18 protein-coding genes and 1 riboswitch are annotated in these 20290 nt (G+C 40.8%); of the genes, 3 read left to right on the top strand and 15 right to left on the bottom strand.

Going from position 1 to position 20290, the window contains the following annotated elements:
- Positions 1-42 precede the first annotated feature (42 nt).
- Positions 43-1059 carry a hypothetical protein gene (locus tag AC0JIQ_RS00755; RefSeq protein WP_474202336.1) on the top strand — a complete coding sequence of 339 codons (1017 nt, stop codon included), beginning with the start codon at positions 43-45 and terminating at the stop codon, positions 1057-1059.
- Positions 1060-1111: 52 nt separating this feature from the next.
- Here AC0JIQ_RS00755 and AC0JIQ_RS00750 read toward each other — a convergent pair whose 3' ends face one another.
- The 3 genes from AC0JIQ_RS00750 to prfB all read right to left on the bottom strand — a co-directional run bounded on the left by AC0JIQ_RS00750 (position 1112) and on the right by prfB (position 3763).
- A complete protein-coding gene (locus tag AC0JIQ_RS00750) occupies positions 1112-2176 on the bottom strand; it encodes an alkene reductase (protein WP_474202335.1) in 1065 nt (354 codons plus the stop codon).
- 26 nt (positions 2177-2202) lie between these two features.
- A complete protein-coding gene (locus AC0JIQ_RS00745) occupies positions 2203-2505 on the bottom strand; it encodes an ArsR/SmtB family transcription factor (RefSeq protein WP_034601002.1) in 303 nt (100 codons plus the stop codon).
- A 162-nt stretch (positions 2506-2667) separates the two neighbouring features.
- A protein-coding gene (prfB, locus tag AC0JIQ_RS00740; RefSeq protein WP_152630136.1) for a peptide chain release factor 2 occupies positions 2668-3763 on the bottom strand; the annotation gives its coding sequence in 2 pieces (ribosomal slippage) (positions 2668-3690 and positions 3692-3763; 1095 coding nt in all).
- 388 nt (positions 3764-4151) lie between these two features.
- Here prfB and AC0JIQ_RS00735 point away from each other — a divergent pair.
- Entirely contained in the window at positions 4152-4919 is a 768-nt protein-coding gene (locus AC0JIQ_RS00735; protein WP_004659907.1) for a putative porin, read from the top strand.
- 43 nt (positions 4920-4962) lie between these two features.
- Here the strand turns inward: AC0JIQ_RS00735 and recJ are convergent, their stop codons facing one another.
- From recJ to AC0JIQ_RS00680, 11 genes are all read right to left on the bottom strand, one after another.
- Positions 4963-6663 (bottom strand): single-stranded-DNA-specific exonuclease RecJ, encoded by a 1701-nt coding sequence (gene recJ, locus AC0JIQ_RS00730; protein WP_474202334.1) that lies wholly within the window; start codon positions 6661-6663, stop codon positions 4963-4965.
- Positions 6664-7317 (bottom strand): pyridoxamine 5'-phosphate oxidase, encoded by a 654-nt coding sequence (pdxH, locus tag AC0JIQ_RS00725; protein ID WP_336938460.1) that lies wholly within the window; start codon positions 7315-7317, stop codon positions 6664-6666.
- Between the two features lie 12 nt (positions 7318-7329).
- Complete coding sequence (gene glmM, locus AC0JIQ_RS00720; protein WP_474202333.1) at positions 7330-8667, bottom strand: phosphoglucosamine mutase; 1338 nt, start codon at positions 8665-8667, stop codon at positions 7330-7332.
- A 126-nt stretch (positions 8668-8793) separates the two neighbouring features.
- Complete coding sequence (gene guaB / locus AC0JIQ_RS00715) at positions 8794-10260, bottom strand: IMP dehydrogenase (RefSeq protein ID WP_004659900.1); 1467 nt, start codon at positions 10258-10260, stop codon at positions 8794-8796.
- Between the two features lie 141 nt (positions 10261-10401).
- Positions 10402-10767, bottom strand: coding sequence for a YkgJ family cysteine cluster protein (locus AC0JIQ_RS00710; RefSeq protein WP_474202332.1), 366 nt, complete (start codon positions 10765-10767; stop codon positions 10402-10404).
- Between the two features lie 104 nt (positions 10768-10871).
- Positions 10872-11669, bottom strand: a complete 798-nt coding sequence (locus AC0JIQ_RS00705) for an oxygen-binding di-iron domain-containing protein (protein ID WP_241282271.1) — start codon at positions 11667-11669, stop codon at positions 10872-10874.
- Between the two features lie 157 nt (positions 11670-11826).
- Complete coding sequence (locus AC0JIQ_RS00700; RefSeq protein WP_004659895.1) at positions 11827-12402, bottom strand: TMEM165/GDT1 family protein; 576 nt, start codon at positions 12400-12402, stop codon at positions 11827-11829.
- Between the two features lie 83 nt (positions 12403-12485).
- Positions 12486-12627, bottom strand: a riboswitch (yybP-ykoY riboswitch).
- 34 nt (positions 12628-12661) lie between these two features.
- Entirely contained in the window at positions 12662-12949 is a 288-nt protein-coding gene (locus AC0JIQ_RS00695) for a hypothetical protein (protein ID WP_005219274.1), read from the bottom strand.
- A 136-nt stretch (positions 12950-13085) separates the two neighbouring features.
- Positions 13086-15044 (bottom strand): 2-oxo acid dehydrogenase subunit E2, encoded by a 1959-nt coding sequence (locus AC0JIQ_RS00690; RefSeq protein ID WP_474202331.1) that lies wholly within the window; start codon positions 15042-15044, stop codon positions 13086-13088.
- 2 nt (positions 15045-15046) lie between these two features.
- Positions 15047-17764, bottom strand: coding sequence for a pyruvate dehydrogenase (acetyl-transferring), homodimeric type (aceE, locus tag AC0JIQ_RS00685; protein ID WP_474202330.1), 2718 nt, complete (start codon positions 17762-17764; stop codon positions 15047-15049).
- Between the two features lie 205 nt (positions 17765-17969).
- The gene (locus AC0JIQ_RS00680; RefSeq protein ID WP_005219268.1) at positions 17970-18674 is read right to left on the bottom strand and encodes a M23 family metallopeptidase; all 705 of its coding nucleotides are present in this window, start codon (positions 18672-18674) and stop codon (positions 17970-17972) included.
- A gap of 106 nt (positions 18675-18780) precedes the next feature.
- On the opposite strand from AC0JIQ_RS00680, the gene AC0JIQ_RS00675 reads away from it, so the two are divergent.
- Entirely contained in the window at positions 18781-19221 is a 441-nt protein-coding gene (locus tag AC0JIQ_RS00675; protein ID WP_004659883.1) for a hypothetical protein, read from the top strand.
- Positions 19222-19319: 98 nt separating this feature from the next.
- On the opposite strand, the gene lpxC is transcribed toward AC0JIQ_RS00675, so the two are convergent.
- On the bottom strand, positions 19320-20222 hold the full coding sequence (gene lpxC, locus AC0JIQ_RS00670) for a UDP-3-O-acyl-N-acetylglucosamine deacetylase (protein ID WP_474202329.1): 903 nt from the start codon (positions 20220-20222) through the stop codon (positions 19320-19322).
- Between the last annotated feature and the right edge of the window lie 68 nt (positions 20223-20290).

Below are 20290 nucleotides of genomic sequence, written 5' to 3'. Positions count from 1 at the left end.
ATGATATCTTAGAACAAAGAATAATCCATTTTGAGAAAAAAAATGCAACCTGATTGGTTCAAACAAATAAAGCAACCTTCTGATGAAACGACACAAGAATATCTACCCCGTCATCCATTTCAAATTATCCTCCCTTTTTTAATTCTAGCGTTACTGTGCTGCTTATGGGCCCTTCTAGCCAGTCACTTAGGCGCATTAATGAAAGCCAGTTTTTTACTTGTGGTTCCCTTTATTATTGGTGCGCTCATTGTATATATCCAGAATTACCGAAAGGCTGTTTCATTTATACAAAGTTTTAAAGTGATTATTATTTTCCTCGTTTTGCTCTTATTGTTCTCGATTGTTGTACTACATGAAGGTGCTATTTGCGTTGTAATTATGACCCCGATTTTATTGGGCGGTATGCTGACTGGCGCTTTATTCATGAAAGGGCTGTGTTATAAAATATGGAAACCCAATAAAACTATTTATAGCCTCGTATTATTACCATTTATTCTGCTGCCTATCCCTGAGAAAACCCAACTGCATTATGATCATGTTGATCGGAGTATTCTCATCAATGCCCCTGCTAAGGTCATTTGGCAACAACTCAATCATGCTGACAATATTCAACCACATGAATTTAAACCGAGCGTGTTATACAGCATTGGTGTGCCTTATCCCGTTTCTGGGCTGACTAAACCGACAAATGAAGGATTGATCCGATATTCAACTTGGCAAAAAAATATTCATTTTGAAGAAATCATTCAACAATCCAAACCTAATCAATATCTCAGTTGGACCTATCGTTTCTCCCCGAAGTCCATTCCTCAAGGCGCGCTAGATGATCATGTCAGTATTGGAGGGAAATATTTTGATCTTCGATATACCGCGTTTGAACTGACACCAATCAATGATCAGCAAACTAAGCTCACACTAAAAATTGATTATCGAATTAGCACCGAAGTCAATTTTTATGCCAATCAGATTGCACAATTGATGGTGCATGATTTTTCCAATGTGATTCTGGATTTCTACAAAAATAGAAGTGAACACGCTATACAAGCACCACAAACTTAAATTGTCAAAAACCTCCTTACAGATTCAACCTGCGAGGAGGTTTTTGCTTTACTTAAGCTTCAAGCTGTTCAAAGGCAGGATAATCGGTATAACCCGCTGCACCGGCACCATATAAAGTATCAAATTGAACCTGATTTAAAGGCAAATCATGTTCCAAACGTTCTAATAGATCTGGATTGGCAATATAAGCTAATCCAAATGCAACGGCATCTGCTTGCTCAGTTTCTAAAATTTGTTTTGCTGAAGCTGGTGTCAATTTCTCGTTAGCAATCCACACCCCTTTAAATTTAGGGCGGAGTTGCGGCTGTAAACTATCTTCCGCTGCATATTCACGGGTAAAGATAAAACCAATATTACGTTGGTCTAACTGCTCAACCACATAACCAAAAGTCGCTAATGGATCTGCATCGCCCATATCATGTGAATCTGCACGTGGTGCAAGGTGGACACCCACACGACCAGCCCCCCAAACCTCTATAAATGCATCGACCACTTGTAATAATAAACGTGCGCGATTTTCAATCGAACCACCATATTCATCATCACGATGATTGGTCGTACTTTGCAAGAATTGGTCAATCAAATAACCATTGGCTGCATGCAACTCAACACCATCAAAACCTGCTGCTTTCGCTAACTCAGCTGCATGTTTATATTGTGCGACGATTTCTTGGATTTCTTCATGCGATAAAGCACGAGGTGTAACGAAAGGACGTTTTGGACGCAGTAAACTCACTTCACCCGCAGGTTGAATCGCACTTGGTGCAACCGGAATATCACCATCCAATAAGTCAGGATGTGAAATACGACCGACGTGCCATAGCTGAACCACAATCTTTGAACCTTGGGCATGCACTGCTTCAACAATTTTGTTCCACGCTTGAGCTTGTTCTTGTGACCATAAGCCTGGCGTATTGGCGTAGCCAACAGCTTTCGGACTAATCACCGTCGCTTCAGTAATAATTAAGCCCGCATTGGCACGTTGTTGATAGTATTCCACCATTAAATCGTTTGGAATACGCTCAACACCACTACGAGCTCTCGTCAAAGGTGCTAAAACCAAACGGTTTTTTATCGTAAAATCACCCACTTGTAACGCAGAATTTAGTCCAGCCATGATCGCCTCAACTTACACTTATTCACTTAAAGTGTTTGTTTTAAATGTTCGATGTATTGCTGAATCAAAGCTTCGTTTCTGGTGAAATAGGACCACTGCCCATATTTCTCAACTTGAATCAAACCTGCCTGCTGTAACACAGACAAATGATTTGACATGGTTGATTGTGCAACTTTGCCAAGACGTTCAATATGACCTGCACATACGCCTCGTTCAAAACTGCCACCACATTCCTGCACCGGTAAAAATTGCTCAGGCTCTTTCAGCCATTGCAAAATCTGTCGACGTAATGGATTGGCTAAGGCCTTGCTTATAACATCAATATCCATAGACTCACCACGTTTCTCAACAGGCAAAGCTTTGTTCAGCATCTGAAACCATTATATCGATTTTTATAAATATTAATATCTATATTTTCCGATATTAATATCATATTTTTTCGATTAACTATCAAATGCTGAACGAGATTGCCGTTTTAAGTTAATTGAAACTTATAGACCTTGTTTCAAACTTGCTTCAATAAATCGATCTAAATCACCATCTAAGACTGCTTTAGTATTTGAATTTTCAATACCAGTACGCAAATCTTTAATACGCGAATCATCTAAGACATAAGAACGAATCTGACTTCCCCAACCAATATCTGACTTCGAGTCTTCCAATGCTTGAGCTGCTTCATTACGTTTGCTCATCTCTAACTCATAGAGTTTGGCACGTAATTGCTTCCACGCATGATCACGGTTCGCATGCTGTGAACGTTGGTTCTGGCACGCCACCACGATACCCGTTGGTGCATGAGTGAGACGAACTGCCGAATCGGTTTTGTTAATGTGCTGACCACCCGCACCCGAAGCACGATAAGTATCGGTACGGACATCCGACGGATTAATATCAATTTCGATATTGTCATCAATCTCAGGTGAGATAAATACCGCTGAGAATGAGGTATGACGGTTGTTATTACTGTCAAATGGTGACTTACGTACTAAACGATGTACGCCACTTTCGGTACGTAACCAGCCATAAGCAAACTCGCCATCGACACGGATGGTTGCTGATTTAATGCCTGCCACATCACCATCAGACACTTCCATCAATTCAGCTTTAAAGCCATGACGTTCAATCCAACGTAGATACATCCGTAGTAACATCGATGCCCAGTCTTGTGCTTCCGTACCACCAGAACCTGATTGGATTTCAAGGAAACATGGATTTGGATCCATTGGATTACTAAACATACGGCGGAATTCTAAATTACCTAAAGCCTGTTCAGCACTATCAAGTTCAGCCTGAACATCTTCCAGTAAAGTTTCATCATCGGCTTCTACAGCCAGATCAAGCATGGCTTTAGCATCATCTAACTGCTCTGCAAGACGATCAAATACACCTAAAGTATTTTCTAAACTGCCCTTTTCTTTCGCAATCGCTTGCGCACGACTCTGATCATTCCAAATCGTTGGGTCTTCTAGTTCTCTTAAAACTTCTTCTAAACGCTCAGCCTTTAGATCGTAGTCAAAGATACCCCCGTAGTGTTTGGCTACGATCAGATAAATCTTTCAATTGGACTAAGTACGGATTAATTTCCACGCGTATTTTCTCACAATATTTTTCACTCAATCTCATATTTTAACATAACTGGTTTGTACGACACAGCCATGTCTTTTTAACTAAATTCAGCAGTTCATCAGATACATGGAAATGTATTTTGCTTATATAATTTCGTGTTTAAAACTGACTCTGATTACACTAAAAATACGAATCAACACAATCTATCCTAAGTTTTAATAAATCAAAACACTAATATTTTTTATTTAAAATCAATCATGTATTAATTGAAATTTACATTTTATCTACGTTTGTACCGTACAGTTACTTTCTTAAGATTGACGATTAAATAATTTTCTCTAGACTAAAAGTTGTAACAAAACGTGTAATTAATATTCATTTGGTTCATTATCTCAACAGGGGCATAACCATGAAAAAATTAGCAATAGCATCAGCACTTTTATCTGCGATTGCAGTAACAGGCACTGCTCATGCTTATCAAGCTGAAGTCGGTGGTTCATATACTTATACAGATCCGGATCATTATGATAACACTCATAGTTTTGGCGTAGATGGTACTTATTATTTCAATCCAGTCCAAACACGTAATGCACCACTTGCAGAAGCAGCGTTCTTAAACCGTGCTAGCAACGTGAAAGCCAATGTTAACTATGCCGACAATAGTGGCGTAAAAGATACAAAATATGGCGCAGGTGTTGAATATTTCGTACCGAATAGTGATTTCTATTTAAGTGGTAATGTCGGTCGTAGTGAGCTTGAAGTAGACAATACTGCCATCGATCAAAAAGTAACAACCTACGGCGCAGAAGTTGGTTACTTACCTGCTCCAGGCTTATTACTTGCATTAGGTGTGAAAGGTTACGACGAGAAAAATGGTAAAGACGGCGCTGATCCAACTGTACGTGCTAAATATGTCACTCAAGTTGGTGGGAAAGATGTCAACTTAGAAGCTTATGGCGCATTTGGTGATTTAGATGAATACCGTGTTAAAGGTGACTACTATCTAGATAAAACACTGAGTGTTGGTGCAGATTATTACAATAACGACCTAACAAATCGTGATGAATGGGGTATCTCTGCGAAGAAATTCCTGAATCAACAAGTGAGCTTAGAAGGTCGTGTTGGTTTTGGTGATGACTATAATACCTATGGTATCCGTGGTGCATACCGCTTCTAAGCAATTATGCTAGATAAAAAATCCGCTCTACTGAGCGGATTTTTTATTGTGCGAGATGTGATATTTGCAATTGCAGACTCGTATTGCCATTAAAAACGTTACGTTCCAATGTATAAACTAGATCAACATAACCAAGCATTGGATTAAACTCAAAACGGTCAACCGCATTAAATGCAATTGCATCAATCGACTGTGTACCAAGTGAAAGTTTTAACTTGAGATGTTGATCTTTCAACCAGCGATAATCAATGACTTTGAATGTTCCTTGAAATTGTGGAAATGGAAATTTCTGTCCCCATGGCCCCAATTGCTCAATCCAATCCACTGTAGATAGATCTAAAGCATTCTCAGGCAATTCACCATCTGTCCAAATCGTTGCATGAAACAATTCAGCATCCATTTCAGCAATCGATTGAATAAAAACTGTTTTAAATTCATCAAAATTGTCTTTTTTTAAGGTCAAACCTGCTGCTGCGGCATGACCACCAAAATGGCTAACTAAATGTGGGTATTGTTCTGCGACTTGCTCAATAGTATCGCGAATATGAATACCTTCAATCGAACGCGCAGAGCCTTTAATATGTATCCCATCTTCATCAGGAGCAAATACTAAACTTGGTCGGTGAAACTGTTCCTTTAGACGCCCAGCTACAATCCCTATTACCCCTTGATGCCACTGTTCATCAAACATCACCAATGCGGCAGGTAAAGAATCTGCTTGTAGCTGTACATGCTGTAATGCACTGATCGCTTGCTGTTTCATCTCAGCTTCAACTTGACGACGTTCTACATTCAGTTGATTGAGCTGCTGTGCAATTGGATAGGCTGTTGCTAGATCTGGAGCCAATAAACACTCAATGCCAATTCGCATGCTCTCCATACGACCAGCCGCATTAATTCGAGGGCCGATCACGAAACCTAAATCTTGAGCGCGTAAACTTGCGGCGTCTCGTTTTGCAATATCCAATAATGCTAAAATTCCTGCACGACATTGATATTGCTGAATTCGTTTTAGGCCAGCATCCACTAAAATACGGTTATTATAATCAAGCGATGCAACATCAGCATAAGTCCCCAATGCAACCAAATCTAAATACTGAGTAACTTTACTGGTACTTTTTCCCTGCTGAGAACGGTAACTGGCTAATTTTGCTAGTACATAAAAAGCAACGCCAACACCTGCAAGTGCTTTACTTGGAAAAATGCAACCTAGTTGATTCGGATTGACCACTGCTTCAGCATTTGGCGTAGGTTTCGTCGTCAAATGATGATCGGTAATGATGACCTGCATCCCTAAAGCTTGGGCAGTCTCCACCCCTGCATGGCTCGATATACCATTGTCCACGGTAATCAAAAGATCTGGCTGATAGCTTTCCTTGGCGAGCTCAGCAATTTTAGGGGTTAAGCCGTAACCGTACTTAAAGCGATCAGGCACTAAATATTCAACGTTCGCCCTCATTTCTTTAAGAACTAAGATCATCAATGCAGTACTGGTCGCACCATCCGCATCATAGTCACCAACAATCACAATCTGTTTTTTTTGATCAATCGCTTGATCAATTAATTCAACGGCTTGATCTAATCCTTCGAGATCAGGTGGCAATAAATGCTTGAGTTTTAGCTCAAGCTCTTGTTCCGATTGCACTCCACGTCTCGCCAATATCTCAGCAATAAACGTAGGCACGCCCTGAAATTTTTCAGGGCGTGTCAAAAATGGTCTTTGTTGAATTTGAATCATGGTCATTTATGGCATCAAGCGTTGAATAATCCAAAGTCCATTTTGTTTTTCATAACTCAAACGATCATGTAAACGATTTGGTCGTCCTTGCCAGAATTCATAACAATCTGCATCTAAGCGATAACCACCCCAAAATTCGGGTTTATCCAACTCAGCTTCATGTACTTGGTTTTGTAAGTTTTGAAAACGCTGTTGTAATAACTCACGGCTTTCAATGACACCACTTTGTGGCGTACTAATATGTGCTGCAATCTGACTATCACGTGGACGCTTATGGTAATAATCCGTCGATTCCTGTTCTGGAATCTTGGAAACCTGACCACCAATACGTACCTGACGTTCTAAACTCGGCCAGTAAAATAAAAGTTCAGCATAAGGATTTTCCGCAAGGTCTAATCCTTTCTGACTATCATAATTGGTGTAAAAATCATAACCAGCTTCTGTCGCACCCCTTAACAGAACAGTTCGCACGTGTGGGCGACCTTGAACATTTGCTGTCGCCAAAGACATCGCATACGGTTCATGTAATTGAGCAGTGAGTGCATGATTGAACCAATTCAAGAATTGCTCATGGGGATTTACACTAATCTGGGATTCGTGTAACTCACCTTGTTCATAACTTAAACGAAGCTCACTCAGGTCTTTAATGACATCATTCATTATTACTCTCCTTTAAGCAGCTTGAGCATGAGCTCTAACTGCATCGGCTAAATGATTTGCGATGGCATCCACTTCCTGCTGTTGATCTCCTTCTACCATAACTCGAATCACAGGTTCAGTACCTGATTTACGAATCAAAATACGTCCACGCCCAGTCAATTGTTGTTCAGCTTTTTCAAATTCAGCAACAAGAGCAGGAACAGCATATGGATCAATCATATGCTGTAAACGAACATTAATTAACACCTGTGGAAATAATTCAAAGTCTGCAACTAATTCATGTAATGCTTTCGCTTGCTCAACCATCACTGTTAACACTTGTAGAGCGGCAATAATCGCATCACCAGTTGTGCTCTTATCCAACGTTAAGATATGACCTGAAGGCTCACCACCTGTGACCCAACCATTTTCTTCTAATGCCTGTAATACATAGCGGTCACCGACTTTTGCGCGTACAAAACCGACATCCGCTTTCTGTAATGCTAACTCAAGCGCCATATTACTCATGACTGTTCCAACAATACCTGTTGGTTTATTTTTGGCCTGAGTTGCAAGGATATACAGAATATGATCACCATCTACCAGCTGACCATTTTTATCCACCATCACGACACGATCTGCATCACCATCAAACGCAATACCTAAATCGGCTTGGTGATCAACCACAGCCTTTTGTAGAAATTCAGGATGGGTTGATCCACAATTTTCATTGATATTTAAACCATCTGGTTCATTAAAAAGCGGGATTACTTTTGCACCTAGCTCTCTAAAAACTGAAGGACCAACGCTATATGCTGCGCCATTAGCACAATCCACTACAATTTTGAGATTACTAAGATCGAAGTGGTATGGAAATGTTGATTTACAGAATTCGATGTATCGGCCATTTGCATCTTTTACACGAACACTTTTACCTAGGTTAGCCGTATCATCAATCACTAAATCTTTTTCTAATTCTTGATTAATCTCATTTTGTAGGGCATCTGGGAGTTTTTTACCTTCACCTGAGAAAAATTTAATCCCATTATCAAAGTAAGGGTTATGTGATGCTGAAATCACAATACCTGCATGTGCATGCAAAGCACGTGTTAAATGCGCTATTGCAGGCGTTGGTAATGGTCCCAACAAATGCACATACACACCTGCTGCGTTTAAACCTGCTTGGAGAGCTGCTTCTAGAATATAACCTGATAAACGCGTATCTTTACCCATAACAACAATTGGTTTGTTTTTGGGGCTATTTCTTTTTAATACTTTTCCTGCTGCAAATCCTAATTTTAATGCAAATTCAGGGGTAATCGGCATTTGTCCAAATTTGCCACGAATTCCATCAGTTCCAAAATAGCTCATTCTTTACTCGCTTTCTTATCTTTATATGACGTATCGTCATATCATTTTTCATCTGTTTTACTTTACACCAAAACAAAAAAACCGTCAGTGGACTGACGGTTTTTTTATTGCCAAAATTACTAAAGATCAACCTACACGATAGTTTGGTGCTTCTTTAGTAATCGTCACATCATGAACATGTGATTCAGACATGCCTGCTGAAGTAATTTTCACAAATTTTGCATTTTGACGAAGATCTTCAATCACAGATGAACCTGTATAGCCCATAGAAGAACGCAAACCGCCCATCATTTGATGGATGATATTCCCCATTGGACCTTTATATGGAACACGACCTTCGATGCCTTCTGGCACCAACTTTTCAGCACCTGCTTTAGAGTCTTGGAAATAACGGTCAGCAGAACCTGTTGCTCCCGCCATTGCACCCAATGAACCCATACCACGATACGCTTTATAGTAACGACCTTGGAAAAATTCAACTTCACCTGGCGCTTCTTCAGTACCAGCAAGGAGTGAACCAACCATAATCGTGCTCGCACCTGCGCCAATCGCTTTCGCCATATCGCCAGAGAAACGAATACCGCCATCTGCGATCAATGGAATTTGATCTTTTAGTGCATTGGCAACGCTATCAATTGCCGAAATTTGCGGCATACCGATACCTGCCACAATACGTGTCGTACAGATCGAACCAGGACCAATACCCACTTTAACGGCATCTGCACCTGCATCTAACAATGCTAAAGCTGCATCACCTGTTGCAATATTTCCACCAATCACTTGAACTTGTGGATAATTTGTTTTTACCCAACGTACACGTTCAATCACACCTGCTGAGTGACCGTGTGCCGTATCTACGACAATCACATCTACACCCGCATCGACTAATGCTTCCACGCGGCTTGGTGTTTCTACACCTGTACCGACTGCAGCACCAACACGTAAACGACCAAGGTCATCTTTACAGCTGCTTGGATAGCTTTCCGCTTTACGGAAGTCAGTGACTGTAATTAAACCTTTGAGTTCATTGTGTTCACCAACAACTAGAACTTTTTCAATACGATGCTTTTGTAGCAATGCTTGAATATTTTCTTTCGACTCACCTTCACGAACAGTCACTAAACGGTCTTGGCCTGTCATGATGTTGCTTACTGGTTGTTCAAGATTGGTTTCAAAACGAGTATCACGACCTGTGACAATACCCACAACTTTGCCATCTTTTACAACAGGTACACCGCTAATATTATTAGCTTGAGTAATTGCAATAAGTTCACGTACTGTCGTTTCAGGCGTTACTGTGATTGGGTCTTTCACCATTCCAGCTTCGAATTTTTTTACACGGCGTACTTCCGCAGCTTGTGCAGCGATATCCATGTTTTTATGCAAAATACCAATACCACCATTTTGCGCCATTGCAATCGCCATACGAGACTCAGTCACAGTATCCATTGCAGCAGAAACGAGAGGGATATTAAGTTGAATTCCGCGAGTTAAACGTGTCTTTAAGGAGACATCTTTTGGGAGAACAGTTGAGTAGGCAGGAAGTAATAAGACATCATCGAAGGTTAACGCTTCTTGAACGATGGTCAGCATAACAATCTCACTGGTAATTTCCGTGAGCTATTATAAACAAATTTCGATGTGATTTTCATTTTCTATGATGAAAATAATTTGATAAGCGCGTAGAAACGCTTCACTACGACGCCTTATGTCATTTAAGCAACATCGATACAGTTAACAAACTTGATCATAATTCTCATTATTTTCTGAATCTTGTTGTTCAATATTAATCAATGAGATGAGATTGTGCGCAAGTCGTGCTTTATTACAATGATCATCCGCAATCTGAACCTCTTTACACGTTGAGCTTCGAACGGCGTAGATCGAACAACTGACTTGCTGTCCTACTTCTCCTTGTAATGCGATACATTTGACTTGAGCTTGGTTGGTACCTTTCATACAAGAATAAACGGCTGTGAGCGGTTCGACCATGTTTGCAGGCATCCGTTCTGCTTCAGCCCAATAAAAAGAAACACGATAATTTGCACAGCATGCACCACAACTCACGCATGTATCTGAGCTTGCAACTTGAGACAACATTTTTCTTAAAATTCTCGTTATCAAATTAATTTTTTGTAACTTGAATCCTAAGAAAAGTTGTTGATGAACACAATAGATTTATAGAAAAAATTTTATGAATTCATTTAGGTAGGACAACTAAATACATACTCATTCATTAAATCTACGCCACATTCTAGTTGCTCAATCCAATCTAAAAATTGATTGATCATTTCTTTACCGACAAATGCAGTCCCGTGTTGCGGCACGATCATATCAATATCCATTTGACGAACCATATTGACCCACAAACGAATGACTTTGTTGGAACACATATAACGTTGATGAAAGCCTTTCATCTTTTTAATATGCGCTTCAAAATCGCTAATAGGCTGACTTGCATCCTCCACTATGGATGCGCCCATATCACCTGAAAATAGAATTTTGGCAGTTGGATCATAAAACTGAAAATTACCCACCGAATGCAAAAAGTGAGCAGGAATCGCTACGATTGCTGATTCACCTAAAGGAATCACTTGTCCCGTATCGGCAAGCTCAATTAAGCGTTCTTCCCAATTCCCTTTCATTCGATCACTCATAAATGCTGAGTTTAAATGCGGTAAAAAGCGTGCCCATAATTTAGATGCCACTACTTTCGCATCGGTATAAACTAACCAACGTGGCATCGAAGTAATAATATCGGGGTCTTGATGGGATGCCATCACATAATCCAAATTTTTCAATTTGGTATATCGATTCAGCTCCATTGTTAAAGGAACATAGGTCAGATCACCACCTGGATCTAGAACCGCTGCACGATCGTGATCAATAATTAAAAATTGATTGGCTTGAATGCCTTCGCCCTTGACCAAACTGGTAAAACTAATGCATTTATGCGTACCATTATCAAATAGTATTTGCGATGTAGTCCGCTCAAAACTCATATCAACCCCATAAAAATTCTTTAAATATGAAATATTTTAATTCCTTAATAAAATAATGGGATTTTATTATTGTTTCAATCAGATATTGTACTTTTATCATAATTTATGCAAAAAGATCCATGCATAAATAATGGATCTTTTTGCAATTTAAATTTAATTAGAAGAAATAATGCTGTACCAAGGTTGAAACACCAACGACTAAGAAAATAGCAGCACCAATTTTATGAATAAGTGAAATTGGTAACTTATCAGCTAACTTATCGCCGATAAATACTGCTGGTGCATTTGCTAACATCATGCCAAGCGTTGTACCACACATGACCCAAAAAATACTGTCAAAACGTGCAGCTAAAGCAACTGTAGCAATTTGGGTTTTATCACCTATTTCAGCCAAGAAAAATAGAATAAAAGTTGCACCAAATACGCCAAATTTTTGCCATTTATTAATACTTTCAGTTTCATCCCCTAATTCATCAGGAATGAGCATCCAAATCGCCATACCGATAAAACCAAGTGCCAAAATCCATAATAGAATTTCAGGACTTAGGACAGTCGTAATCCATTGACCTAATACCGCAGAGATACCATGATTAATCGTGGTAGCCAGTAAAATTGCAATTAAAATCGGAACGGGTTTACGGAAACGTGCAGCGAGTAATAATGCCAGCAATTGCGTTTTATCGCCCATTTCAGCAAGGGCAACAATTGATGTGGAGATGAGGAATTCATACATAGTTGAATGCTCTGGCTAGCAAAATATACCGATGACCTACCCCTCCTGCTAGCCAAAATCAAATAGATTGATGCAGAGTGGTAAATCAAAGGTCTTGCCAACAAAAGCACAGCTAAACAGCTGTTCTTGGTTCTTTGCTATGATGACCATGTTCTGTGGAACAATTATGTTGACCATCACCTCTTTACTTTGCGTAAAGAGCGGCTACTCCCCAATGAAGTGATATTAGTTTATCAAACTCTTTAAATTTTTTAAATCACTATGCCCAAAATTTTTGGTAACCCCAAATCATTAAACGGGCAATCCCCAATAACAAAGCTAAATTCACACTCAAACCAAAAAAACCAAAAATCCCCCAACCACTTGCACCACCAACATTTTGAGCTTGATATTCCATGCTAACCACAATTGTTGCAGCTAACACCTCCAAACCCATGACGATGTACATAACCCAATCTGATGCAAAATGTAGAAAATTGACCCACAAGCCCATTAATACAAAAATAATCAGTAATATCGGTAATACAACTCGATAAATGATTAACATCCTTGCTCCTTACTCCAAATAAATACTTCTTTCAACTATATTAATTTTAGACAAAAGCTTGCGCAAATAAAGTCGATTTTTTAATGCTATAAAATAGAAAACCTCGCATATGCGAGGTTTCCATCGTTAAAAAGTACTAGAGCAATAAGCTACGAATATCTTTTAAAAGCTTGGTCAGCTTATTTGTAAAGCGTGCTGCATCAGCACCATTAATGACTCGATGATCATATGACAACGATAATGGCAACATTAAGCGTGGATCAAAATCTTTACCATTCCATACAGGTTGCATCGTAGCTGGAGAGATACCCAAAATGGCGACTTGAGGCCAGTTCACCAATGGGGTAAACGCAGTACCACCAATACTGCCTAAGCTGGTAATGGTAAAGTTTGCACCTTGTAAGTCTTTCGGTGATAACTTGCGATCACGCGCTTTTTGACTCAGCTCAGCCAATTCCACCGCGATTTGCTTAATGGATTTCTGGTCAGGATTACGCAGCACAGGAACCGTTAAGCCATCTGGTGTAGCGACTGCGATACCCATATGAATTTCGTTACGCAACAACACTGACTTTTGATCATCTGCCAAATGGCCTGCAAAATAAGGCTCTTCTTTTAGCAAGTGAGCAATCGCTTTCGCGATGAACGCTAAAATAGTTAAGCTAATTCCTTGTTTTTTGAAACCATCTTTCAGCTCGCCACGCCACGCTTCAAGCTCTGTAATATCAGCCAAATCAAACTGGGTGACTTGAGGAATGAAATTGTTCAATGACAATTGCGGTACAGACACTTGCTGTAAACGCGTCATCGCTTTCATTTCACCACCACCAAATGCATTAAAGTCTGGCAACTTAGGCAAGCCCGATGCAACAGGTGCAGCCTGTGTACTAGAAGCAGCTTGCGGTGGTGCAGTTAAGCGTGTTTTCACATAAGCGAAAACATCGTCTTTCATCACACGACCGTGTTCGCCAGAGGCTTTGACCTGCCCAAGAACAACACCCAACTCACGTGCCAGTTTACGCACGGCTGGACCTGCATAGACTTTGGCATTGTCAGCTTCTTGTTGTTTAGTCAACTTCTCAGCTTGTGCAGGTTCACTTGGTGCTGCTGTCGCTGCCGCCTGTGGTTTTGCTGGTGCTGTCGTTGCTGCTGGCTGAGCTTTTGGTGCAGATGCTGGTGCAGCGGCCTGACCACTCACCTCAATCGTTGCCAAAGCCACGCCTTGACGCACTTCTTGATTGGCAGACACATGGATTGCTTTCACAATCCCTGCTACTGAACTTGGCACCTCAACAGAAGCCTTATCTGACTCAACCACGCATAGGCTTTGTTGCGCTTCAACGCGATCACCGACATTGACTAGAATTTCTGAAACAAGAGCTTTTTCTACACCTAGATCAGGTACTTCAATTTCAACATTACCTGTTGAGGTATTTGTTGCAGTTGCTACTTCTGTGGTTGCGACTGGCGCTTCTGTTTGAGCAGGTGCTGCTTGCGATTCTGGTGCAGCAGCCGAACTTGCGGTCTTGACCTGAATCAAGACCACGCCTTCCTTAATGCTATCGCCTTCTTTGATTTGGATGGCTTCAACAACACCAGCAACAGAGCTTGGGACTTCTACCGTCGCTTTGTCTGATTCAACCACGACAATACTTTGTTCTGGCTCAATCTGATCACCGACTTTGACCAACACTTCTGCAACCAGCGCTTTTTCCACACCAATATCTGGAACTTTTACATCCACAACCTGGCTTGCTGTCGCTACTGGAGCGGCAGCGGGTTGTGCTTTTGTTTCAGCTTCGACAGGTTTCGCTTCTGCTTTTGGCGCTTCCGCTTTCGGTGCTTCGTTCGCAGGTGCTTCAGCAGCAGACTCAGACTCTAATTCAATTAATGCGACGCCTTCAGTGACTTCATCTCCCTGTTGAACCAGAATACTTTTTACGATACCTGCCGCAGTGCTTGGTACTTCGACCGTTGCCTTATCTGACTCTAAAACCAGAAGGCTATCATCAACTGCAACATGGTCGCCTACTTTGACCAAGATTTCTGCAACCAGTGCTTTATCTACGCCAATATCAGGTGCTTGGATTTGCATGATTATTTCCCCTCACCTGTTTGCGTTTCATGGTATTCAGCAACTGCCTGAACTTCTGGGTGCGCTTGTGGCGCCCATGCTACTGGACGGTCAGTATCTAACTCAAAATTAGAAATCGCATCTTTCACTAAACGTGCATCCACTTCGCCTTCATCTGCTAATTTTTTCAACGTCGCAACCACGATATGCGCAGCATCAACACCAAAGAAACTACGTAAGTTGGCACGTGTATCTGAACGACCGTAACCATCAGTACCTAAGGCAACAAATGGACGACCATCTGGGAGATATGCACGGATTTGTTCGCTATACGCACGCATATGATCTGTCGCAGAAACAACGATACCTTCTGTACCACGTAACTGTTTAGATACCCAAGATTCTTTCACTTCTTCAGTCAGTGGGTGTAGGCGGTTGTATTCTTCACATGCCATGCCATCACGCGACAACTCATTGAAGCTGGTTACACTCCAAACGTTTGAATGGATTTGGTATTCATCACGTAAGATTTTCGCAGCTTTGATCACTTCGCGAAGAATGACACCTGAACCCAATAATTGCACAGTGGCTTTTTCGTCTTTTTCGAACAAGTACATACCACGTTTAATGCCTTCCTCAGCCCCTTCTGGCATTGCAGGATGCTCGTAGTTTTCGTTCATTACGGTTAAGTAATAGAACACTCGCTCTTGGTTCACATACATACGTTGTAAACCATCATGTACGATCACTGCCAATTCATAACCAAAACATGGATCATAAGATACACAGTTTGGAATGGTGTTCGCCAAGATATGTGAATGACCATCTTGGTGCTGTAAACCTTCACCATTCAATGTGGTACGACCAGCAGTTGCACCGAGCAAGAAACCTTGTGCCTGTGCATCACCAGCAGCCCATGCAATGTCACCAATACGTTGGAAACCAAACATTGAGTAGTACATGTACATTGGAATCATCGGCAAGTTATTGGTTGAATAACTGGTTGCCAACGCAGCCCATGCACTCATCGCACCCGCTTCGTTAATGCCTTCTTGCAACATGTGACCATCACTTGCTTCACGGTAATGCATTAACTGTTCTTGGTCTTCTGGGGTATATTTTTGACCGTGAGCGGCATAAATACCCAGCTGACGGAACATCCCTTCTAAACCAAAGGTACGTGCTTCGTCTGGAACGATTGGAACAACGCGGTCTTTAATGGCTTTTTCTTTCAGTAAAGCCGCAATTAAACGCACCATCAGCATCGTGGTCGATTGTTCTTTACCACCTGAACCATTTAATACCGCATCAAATACAGAGAGTTCAGGAATCGCTAAAGTTTCACTCTCACGACGACGTGCAGGTAGGTAACCCCCTAATGCTTCACGACGCGCCTTCATATACTTCATTTCTGGAGAGTTTTCACTTGGGCGATAGAATGGAAGCTCTTCTAACTTGTCATCTGTAAATGGCAAATTAAAACGGTCACGTACATATTTCAAAGAGTCGATCTGCATTTTTTTGATTTGGTGGGTTTTGTTCACCGCTTCAATTTCTTCAGACAAACCGTAACCTTTAACCGTTTTCGCAAGAATAACGGTGGGTTGACCTTTGGCTTTCATTGCTTCTGCATAGGCAGCAAAAACTTTGTATGGGTCGTGACCACCACGATTAAGATTATCTATGTCCTCATCGCTTAAATCTTTGACCAGTTCCGCAGCTTCTGGATACTTGCCAAAGAATTTCTCACGGGTATATGCACCACCTTTCACTTGATAGCGTTGGTACTCACCATCCACTGTTTCTTCCATGACCGCTTTTAAAGCACCTGAAGCATCTTGAGCAAGTAGTGGATCCCAATGACGGCCCCACACCACTTTAATCACACGCCATCCCGCACCACGGAATAAAGATTCTAATTCTTGAATAATTTTACCGTTACCACGTACGGGACCATCGAGACGCTGTAAGTTACAGTTCACCACCCAAATCAGGTTATCCAGCTTTTCACGACCAGCAAGTGAAATTGCACCCGTACTTTCTGGCTCATCCATCTCACCATCGCCCAGATATGCCCAGACTTTGCGATTTTCTTCTTTAATCAAACCACGATTCATCAAGTACTTTTGAATGTGTGCTTGGTAAATCGACATAATTGGACCCAAACCCATGGATACAGTTGGGAACTGCCAATAGTCCGGCATTAAATACGGATGTGGATAACTCGGAAGACCATTACCACCCACTTCACGGCGGAAATTATTCAATTGATCTTCAGTTAAACGCCCTTCCAAGAATGAACGTGCGTAAATACCCGGCGCACAGTGTCCTTGGTAATAAATCATGTCTCCGCCAAAGTTATTGCTATTTGCGCGGAAGAAATGGTTAAAACCAACATCATATAAGGTTGCAGACGATGCGAAACTAGCAAGGTGACCACCAAGATCATCGCCCGTTTTATTCGCACGTAATACCATCGCCAAGGCATTCCAACGAATTAAAGCACGAATACGACGCTCCATATCTTGGTCGCCTGGCATCGCTGGTTGTTCTTCAACAGAAATCGTATTGAGATAAGGTGTATTTAAGCGTTGGATCGGAACATGTTTTGCAATAGCCTGTTGATAAAGTTTTTCTAATAAGAATGCGGCGCGTTCCGTGCCCATATGTTGTAATACTGAATCAAATGCTTCTTGCCATTCCTGGGTTTCCTGCGCGTCTGAGTCGCCATAAAACGCCATACAATTCACCTTTTCCCTTAAGTTATTTTGACCTTATATATTTATCATGTTTTGGTGCTATGGAGGTATCGCTCCAAATGAATACAAAATCCCTTAATATTTTCTTGCTAAATAGTCATTGACTTAAATGAAACAAAAAACATAAAAAAACGCCAATTAAGGCGCTTTCTTTTTAAATTTAATATACAACTGTTAACAAATTAGCTTACGGCAACATTGCAAGATAAGTTGTTGGATTTTTACGTTGACCATCTTTGACAACTTCAAAATGCAAATGTGGTCCTGTACAACGTCCAGTACAGCCTACATTGGCAATATGCTCGCCTGCACTAACGCGATCACCCGCATTCACCATTAAGCGTGAAGCATGTGCGTAACGAGTGATATAACCGTTGCCATGATCGATTTCAACATATTGACCATAACCTGATCCCCAACCTGATTTGGTTACAACACCAGAACCTGTTGAATAAATAGGTGTACCTGACGGTGCCGCTAAATCAACACCCGAATGATGACGTGTCGTTCCTAATAAGGTACGATTGCCCCATGTTGAACTTACCCGCCCTTCTTGAAGTGGATGATTAACTAGCCACGAATAACCTGTATTTGCTGAAAAAGATGGTGCATTATCTTCGGCAGTCGATGAAATCGCTGAACGACCATATTTTCTTTCGATCGTCGCATTATTCAACTCAATGGTTTTTTCGCGCAATTTAACTGATACATTCGATACGGCAGGCAAATCAATATCATCAGGATGGCTATAAGAACCTTGTGCTAAGGTTTTAGATAATTGCTCTAGGCGGTCACCATCTGTTGCTTGACCAATATTTTGATAATCTGCAAAAGCAACCGAAGCGGCTGAAGCAGCGAGTGAGAATGCGAGTAAAATACGACGCGTATGCATAAAAAACCTCTTGAAACCGTCCTTAAATAGTTCCTTTATCATCTCTTCCTTGATAACAGTTAAAATGAACGCTTAAGATGAGCAGATAACCTCGAAGGAAGTTAACATGTCTGAACCTAGCAACGTTTTTCAACAGAAAGGACAACACATAAAAACTGGAAACTTAACGTTTCTGACTACGCAAGTGACTCAATGGAAACAACTTACGAAAATTATTCAACCTATACTGCCCCAACCAGAGCAATGGCAGGTTGTTTGTTATCAACATGGAGTTCTGATCATAACTGGTGAAAATCAAGCGATGATTAGTCAACTCAGCTATTTACAAAGCAACTATGTTGCGCAGTTAGCTCAATTAGAAGGACTCAAAGACTTACGAAAAATCCAAGTTCGTCTAAGAAACAAAATGAATGTTCCTCGTGAACCTTCTCCCCCATCTAAAACACTTTCTTCAGAAACCCAAGAGCAGTTACGCAGCGCCGCTGAATATGTGAGCGACCCTAAGCTTAGCCAAGCTTTACTACGTTTGGCAAGCAATAAAAAGTAAACTACTTATCTTAGGTATTGAAATATACACTTATTTTATGTGAACTAAATCTCAACTTTTATTGTTATAATATAACATAGCCAATAAAAGACAATGACTTATGTCACACTCACATAAGAAATTGGACAATCATTATCGTTATTAAATGTTACAATTTCATAACTGCTCGGATCATTTTGAACATTGCGTAACAGCTGATTATTGAGTGCATGCCCTGATTTATAGCCATCAAACTTAGCAATTACCTGATGACCTAATAAATATAAATCACCGACAGCATCTAAAATCTTATGACGCACGAACTCATCAGCAAAGCGTAATCCCTCTTCGTTGACTACACCTGTATCATCAACACCAATCGCATTGTCTAGGCTCGCCCCTAAAGCCAGATTATTCGCCTTTAGATAATCAAGATCTTTCATAAAGCCGAAAGTTCGCGCCTCACTGACTTCGTATACAAAAGTTTCCGTTGAAAAATCAATCGACACGGATTGGTATTCTTTAGCAAATGCGGGATGATCAAAATCAATCGTAAAGTTGAGTTGAAAACCTGAATGCGGGGTGAAAATAGCACGCTTATCTTCAATGAGTGCTTCAACAGGTTTCAGAATTCTAATAAATTTCTTTGGTGCATCTTGCTCTGCTAACTCACCTTGCATGAGTAAATAAATAAATGGACCTGCACTGCCATCCATAATAGGCACTTCGGAAGCGGAGACCTCAATGATTAAATTATCAATGCCTAATCCCGCTATAGCGCTCATCACATGCTCAATCGTACCGACTTTTATATCTTCTCGGACAAGATTGGAACACATAAATGCTTCTTGAATGAGTAAAGCATTCGCAGGAATTTCTACGGGAGGATTGAGGTCAATACGGCGAAAGATAATACCTCCATCAATATGGTGAGGAACAAAATTAATCAGCACCTTTTGACCACTATGCAGACCAATACCGCTCGCTTTCACCGCACGCTTGAGAGTACGTTGTTTCACCATACCATGACAACTTCATTTGCAAAAACCGATATAACTTAGCATATTTTGCCATTTTAAAAAAATAAAAA

It is taken from the genome of Acinetobacter sp. FB, from assembly GCF_056033405.1.
The sequence above is the reverse complement of the archived record's forward strand: the minus strand, read 5'-3'. Positions and strand labels throughout refer to the sequence as shown.

Bases quoted from the DNA above. Each gene is read 5' to 3' on its own strand.
- AC0JIQ_RS00705 (WP_241282271.1), bottom strand. From the start codon at position 11,669: ATGAGTTTTGAGCGGACTACATCGCAAATACTATTTGATAATGGTACG.
- AC0JIQ_RS00695 (WP_005219274.1), bottom strand. From the start codon at position 12,949: ATGTTAATCATTTATCGAGTTGTATTACCGATATTACTGATTATTTTT.
- guaB (WP_004659900.1), bottom strand. From the start codon at position 10,260: ATGCTGACCATCGTTCAAGAAGCGTTAACCTTCGATGATGTCTTATTA.
- AC0JIQ_RS00745 (WP_034601002.1), bottom strand. From the start codon at position 2,505: ATGGATATTGATGTTATAAGCAAGGCCTTAGCCAATCCATTACGTCGA.
- AC0JIQ_RS00700 (WP_004659895.1), bottom strand. From the start codon at position 12,402: ATGTATGAATTCCTCATCTCCACATCAATTGTTGCCCTTGCTGAAATG.
- AC0JIQ_RS00735 (WP_004659907.1), top strand. From the start codon at position 4,152: ATGAAAAAATTAGCAATAGCATCAGCACTTTTATCTGCGATTGCAGTA.
- glmM (WP_474202333.1), bottom strand. From the start codon at position 8,667: ATGAGCTATTTTGGAACTGATGGAATTCGTGGCAAATTTGGACAAATG.
- AC0JIQ_RS00675 (WP_004659883.1), top strand. From the start codon at position 18,781: ATGTCTGAACCTAGCAACGTTTTTCAACAGAAAGGACAACACATAAAA.
- AC0JIQ_RS00680 (WP_005219268.1), bottom strand. From the start codon at position 18,674: ATGCATACGCGTCGTATTTTACTCGCATTCTCACTCGCTGCTTCAGCC.
- recJ (WP_474202334.1), bottom strand. From the start codon at position 6,663: ATGACCATGATTCAAATTCAACAAAGACCATTTTTGACACGCCCTGAA.
- AC0JIQ_RS00755 (WP_474202336.1), top strand. From the start codon at position 43: ATGCAACCTGATTGGTTCAAACAAATAAAGCAACCTTCTGATGAAACG.
- pdxH (WP_336938460.1), bottom strand. From the start codon at position 7,317: ATGAATGATGTCATTAAAGACCTGAGTGAGCTTCGTTTAAGTTATGAA.
- aceE (WP_474202330.1), bottom strand. From the start codon at position 17,764: ATGGCGTTTTATGGCGACTCAGACGCGCAGGAAACCCAGGAATGGCAA.
- AC0JIQ_RS00710 (WP_474202332.1), bottom strand. From the start codon at position 10,767: ATGTTGTCTCAAGTTGCAAGCTCAGATACATGCGTGAGTTGTGGTGCA.
- lpxC (WP_474202329.1), bottom strand. From the start codon at position 20,222: ATGGTGAAACAACGTACTCTCAAGCGTGCGGTGAAAGCGAGCGGTATT.
- AC0JIQ_RS00690 (WP_474202331.1), bottom strand. From the start codon at position 15,044: ATGCAAATCCAAGCACCTGATATTGGCGTAGATAAAGCACTGGTTGCA.
- AC0JIQ_RS00750 (WP_474202335.1), bottom strand. From the start codon at position 2,176: ATGGCTGGACTAAATTCTGCGTTACAAGTGGGTGATTTTACGATAAAA.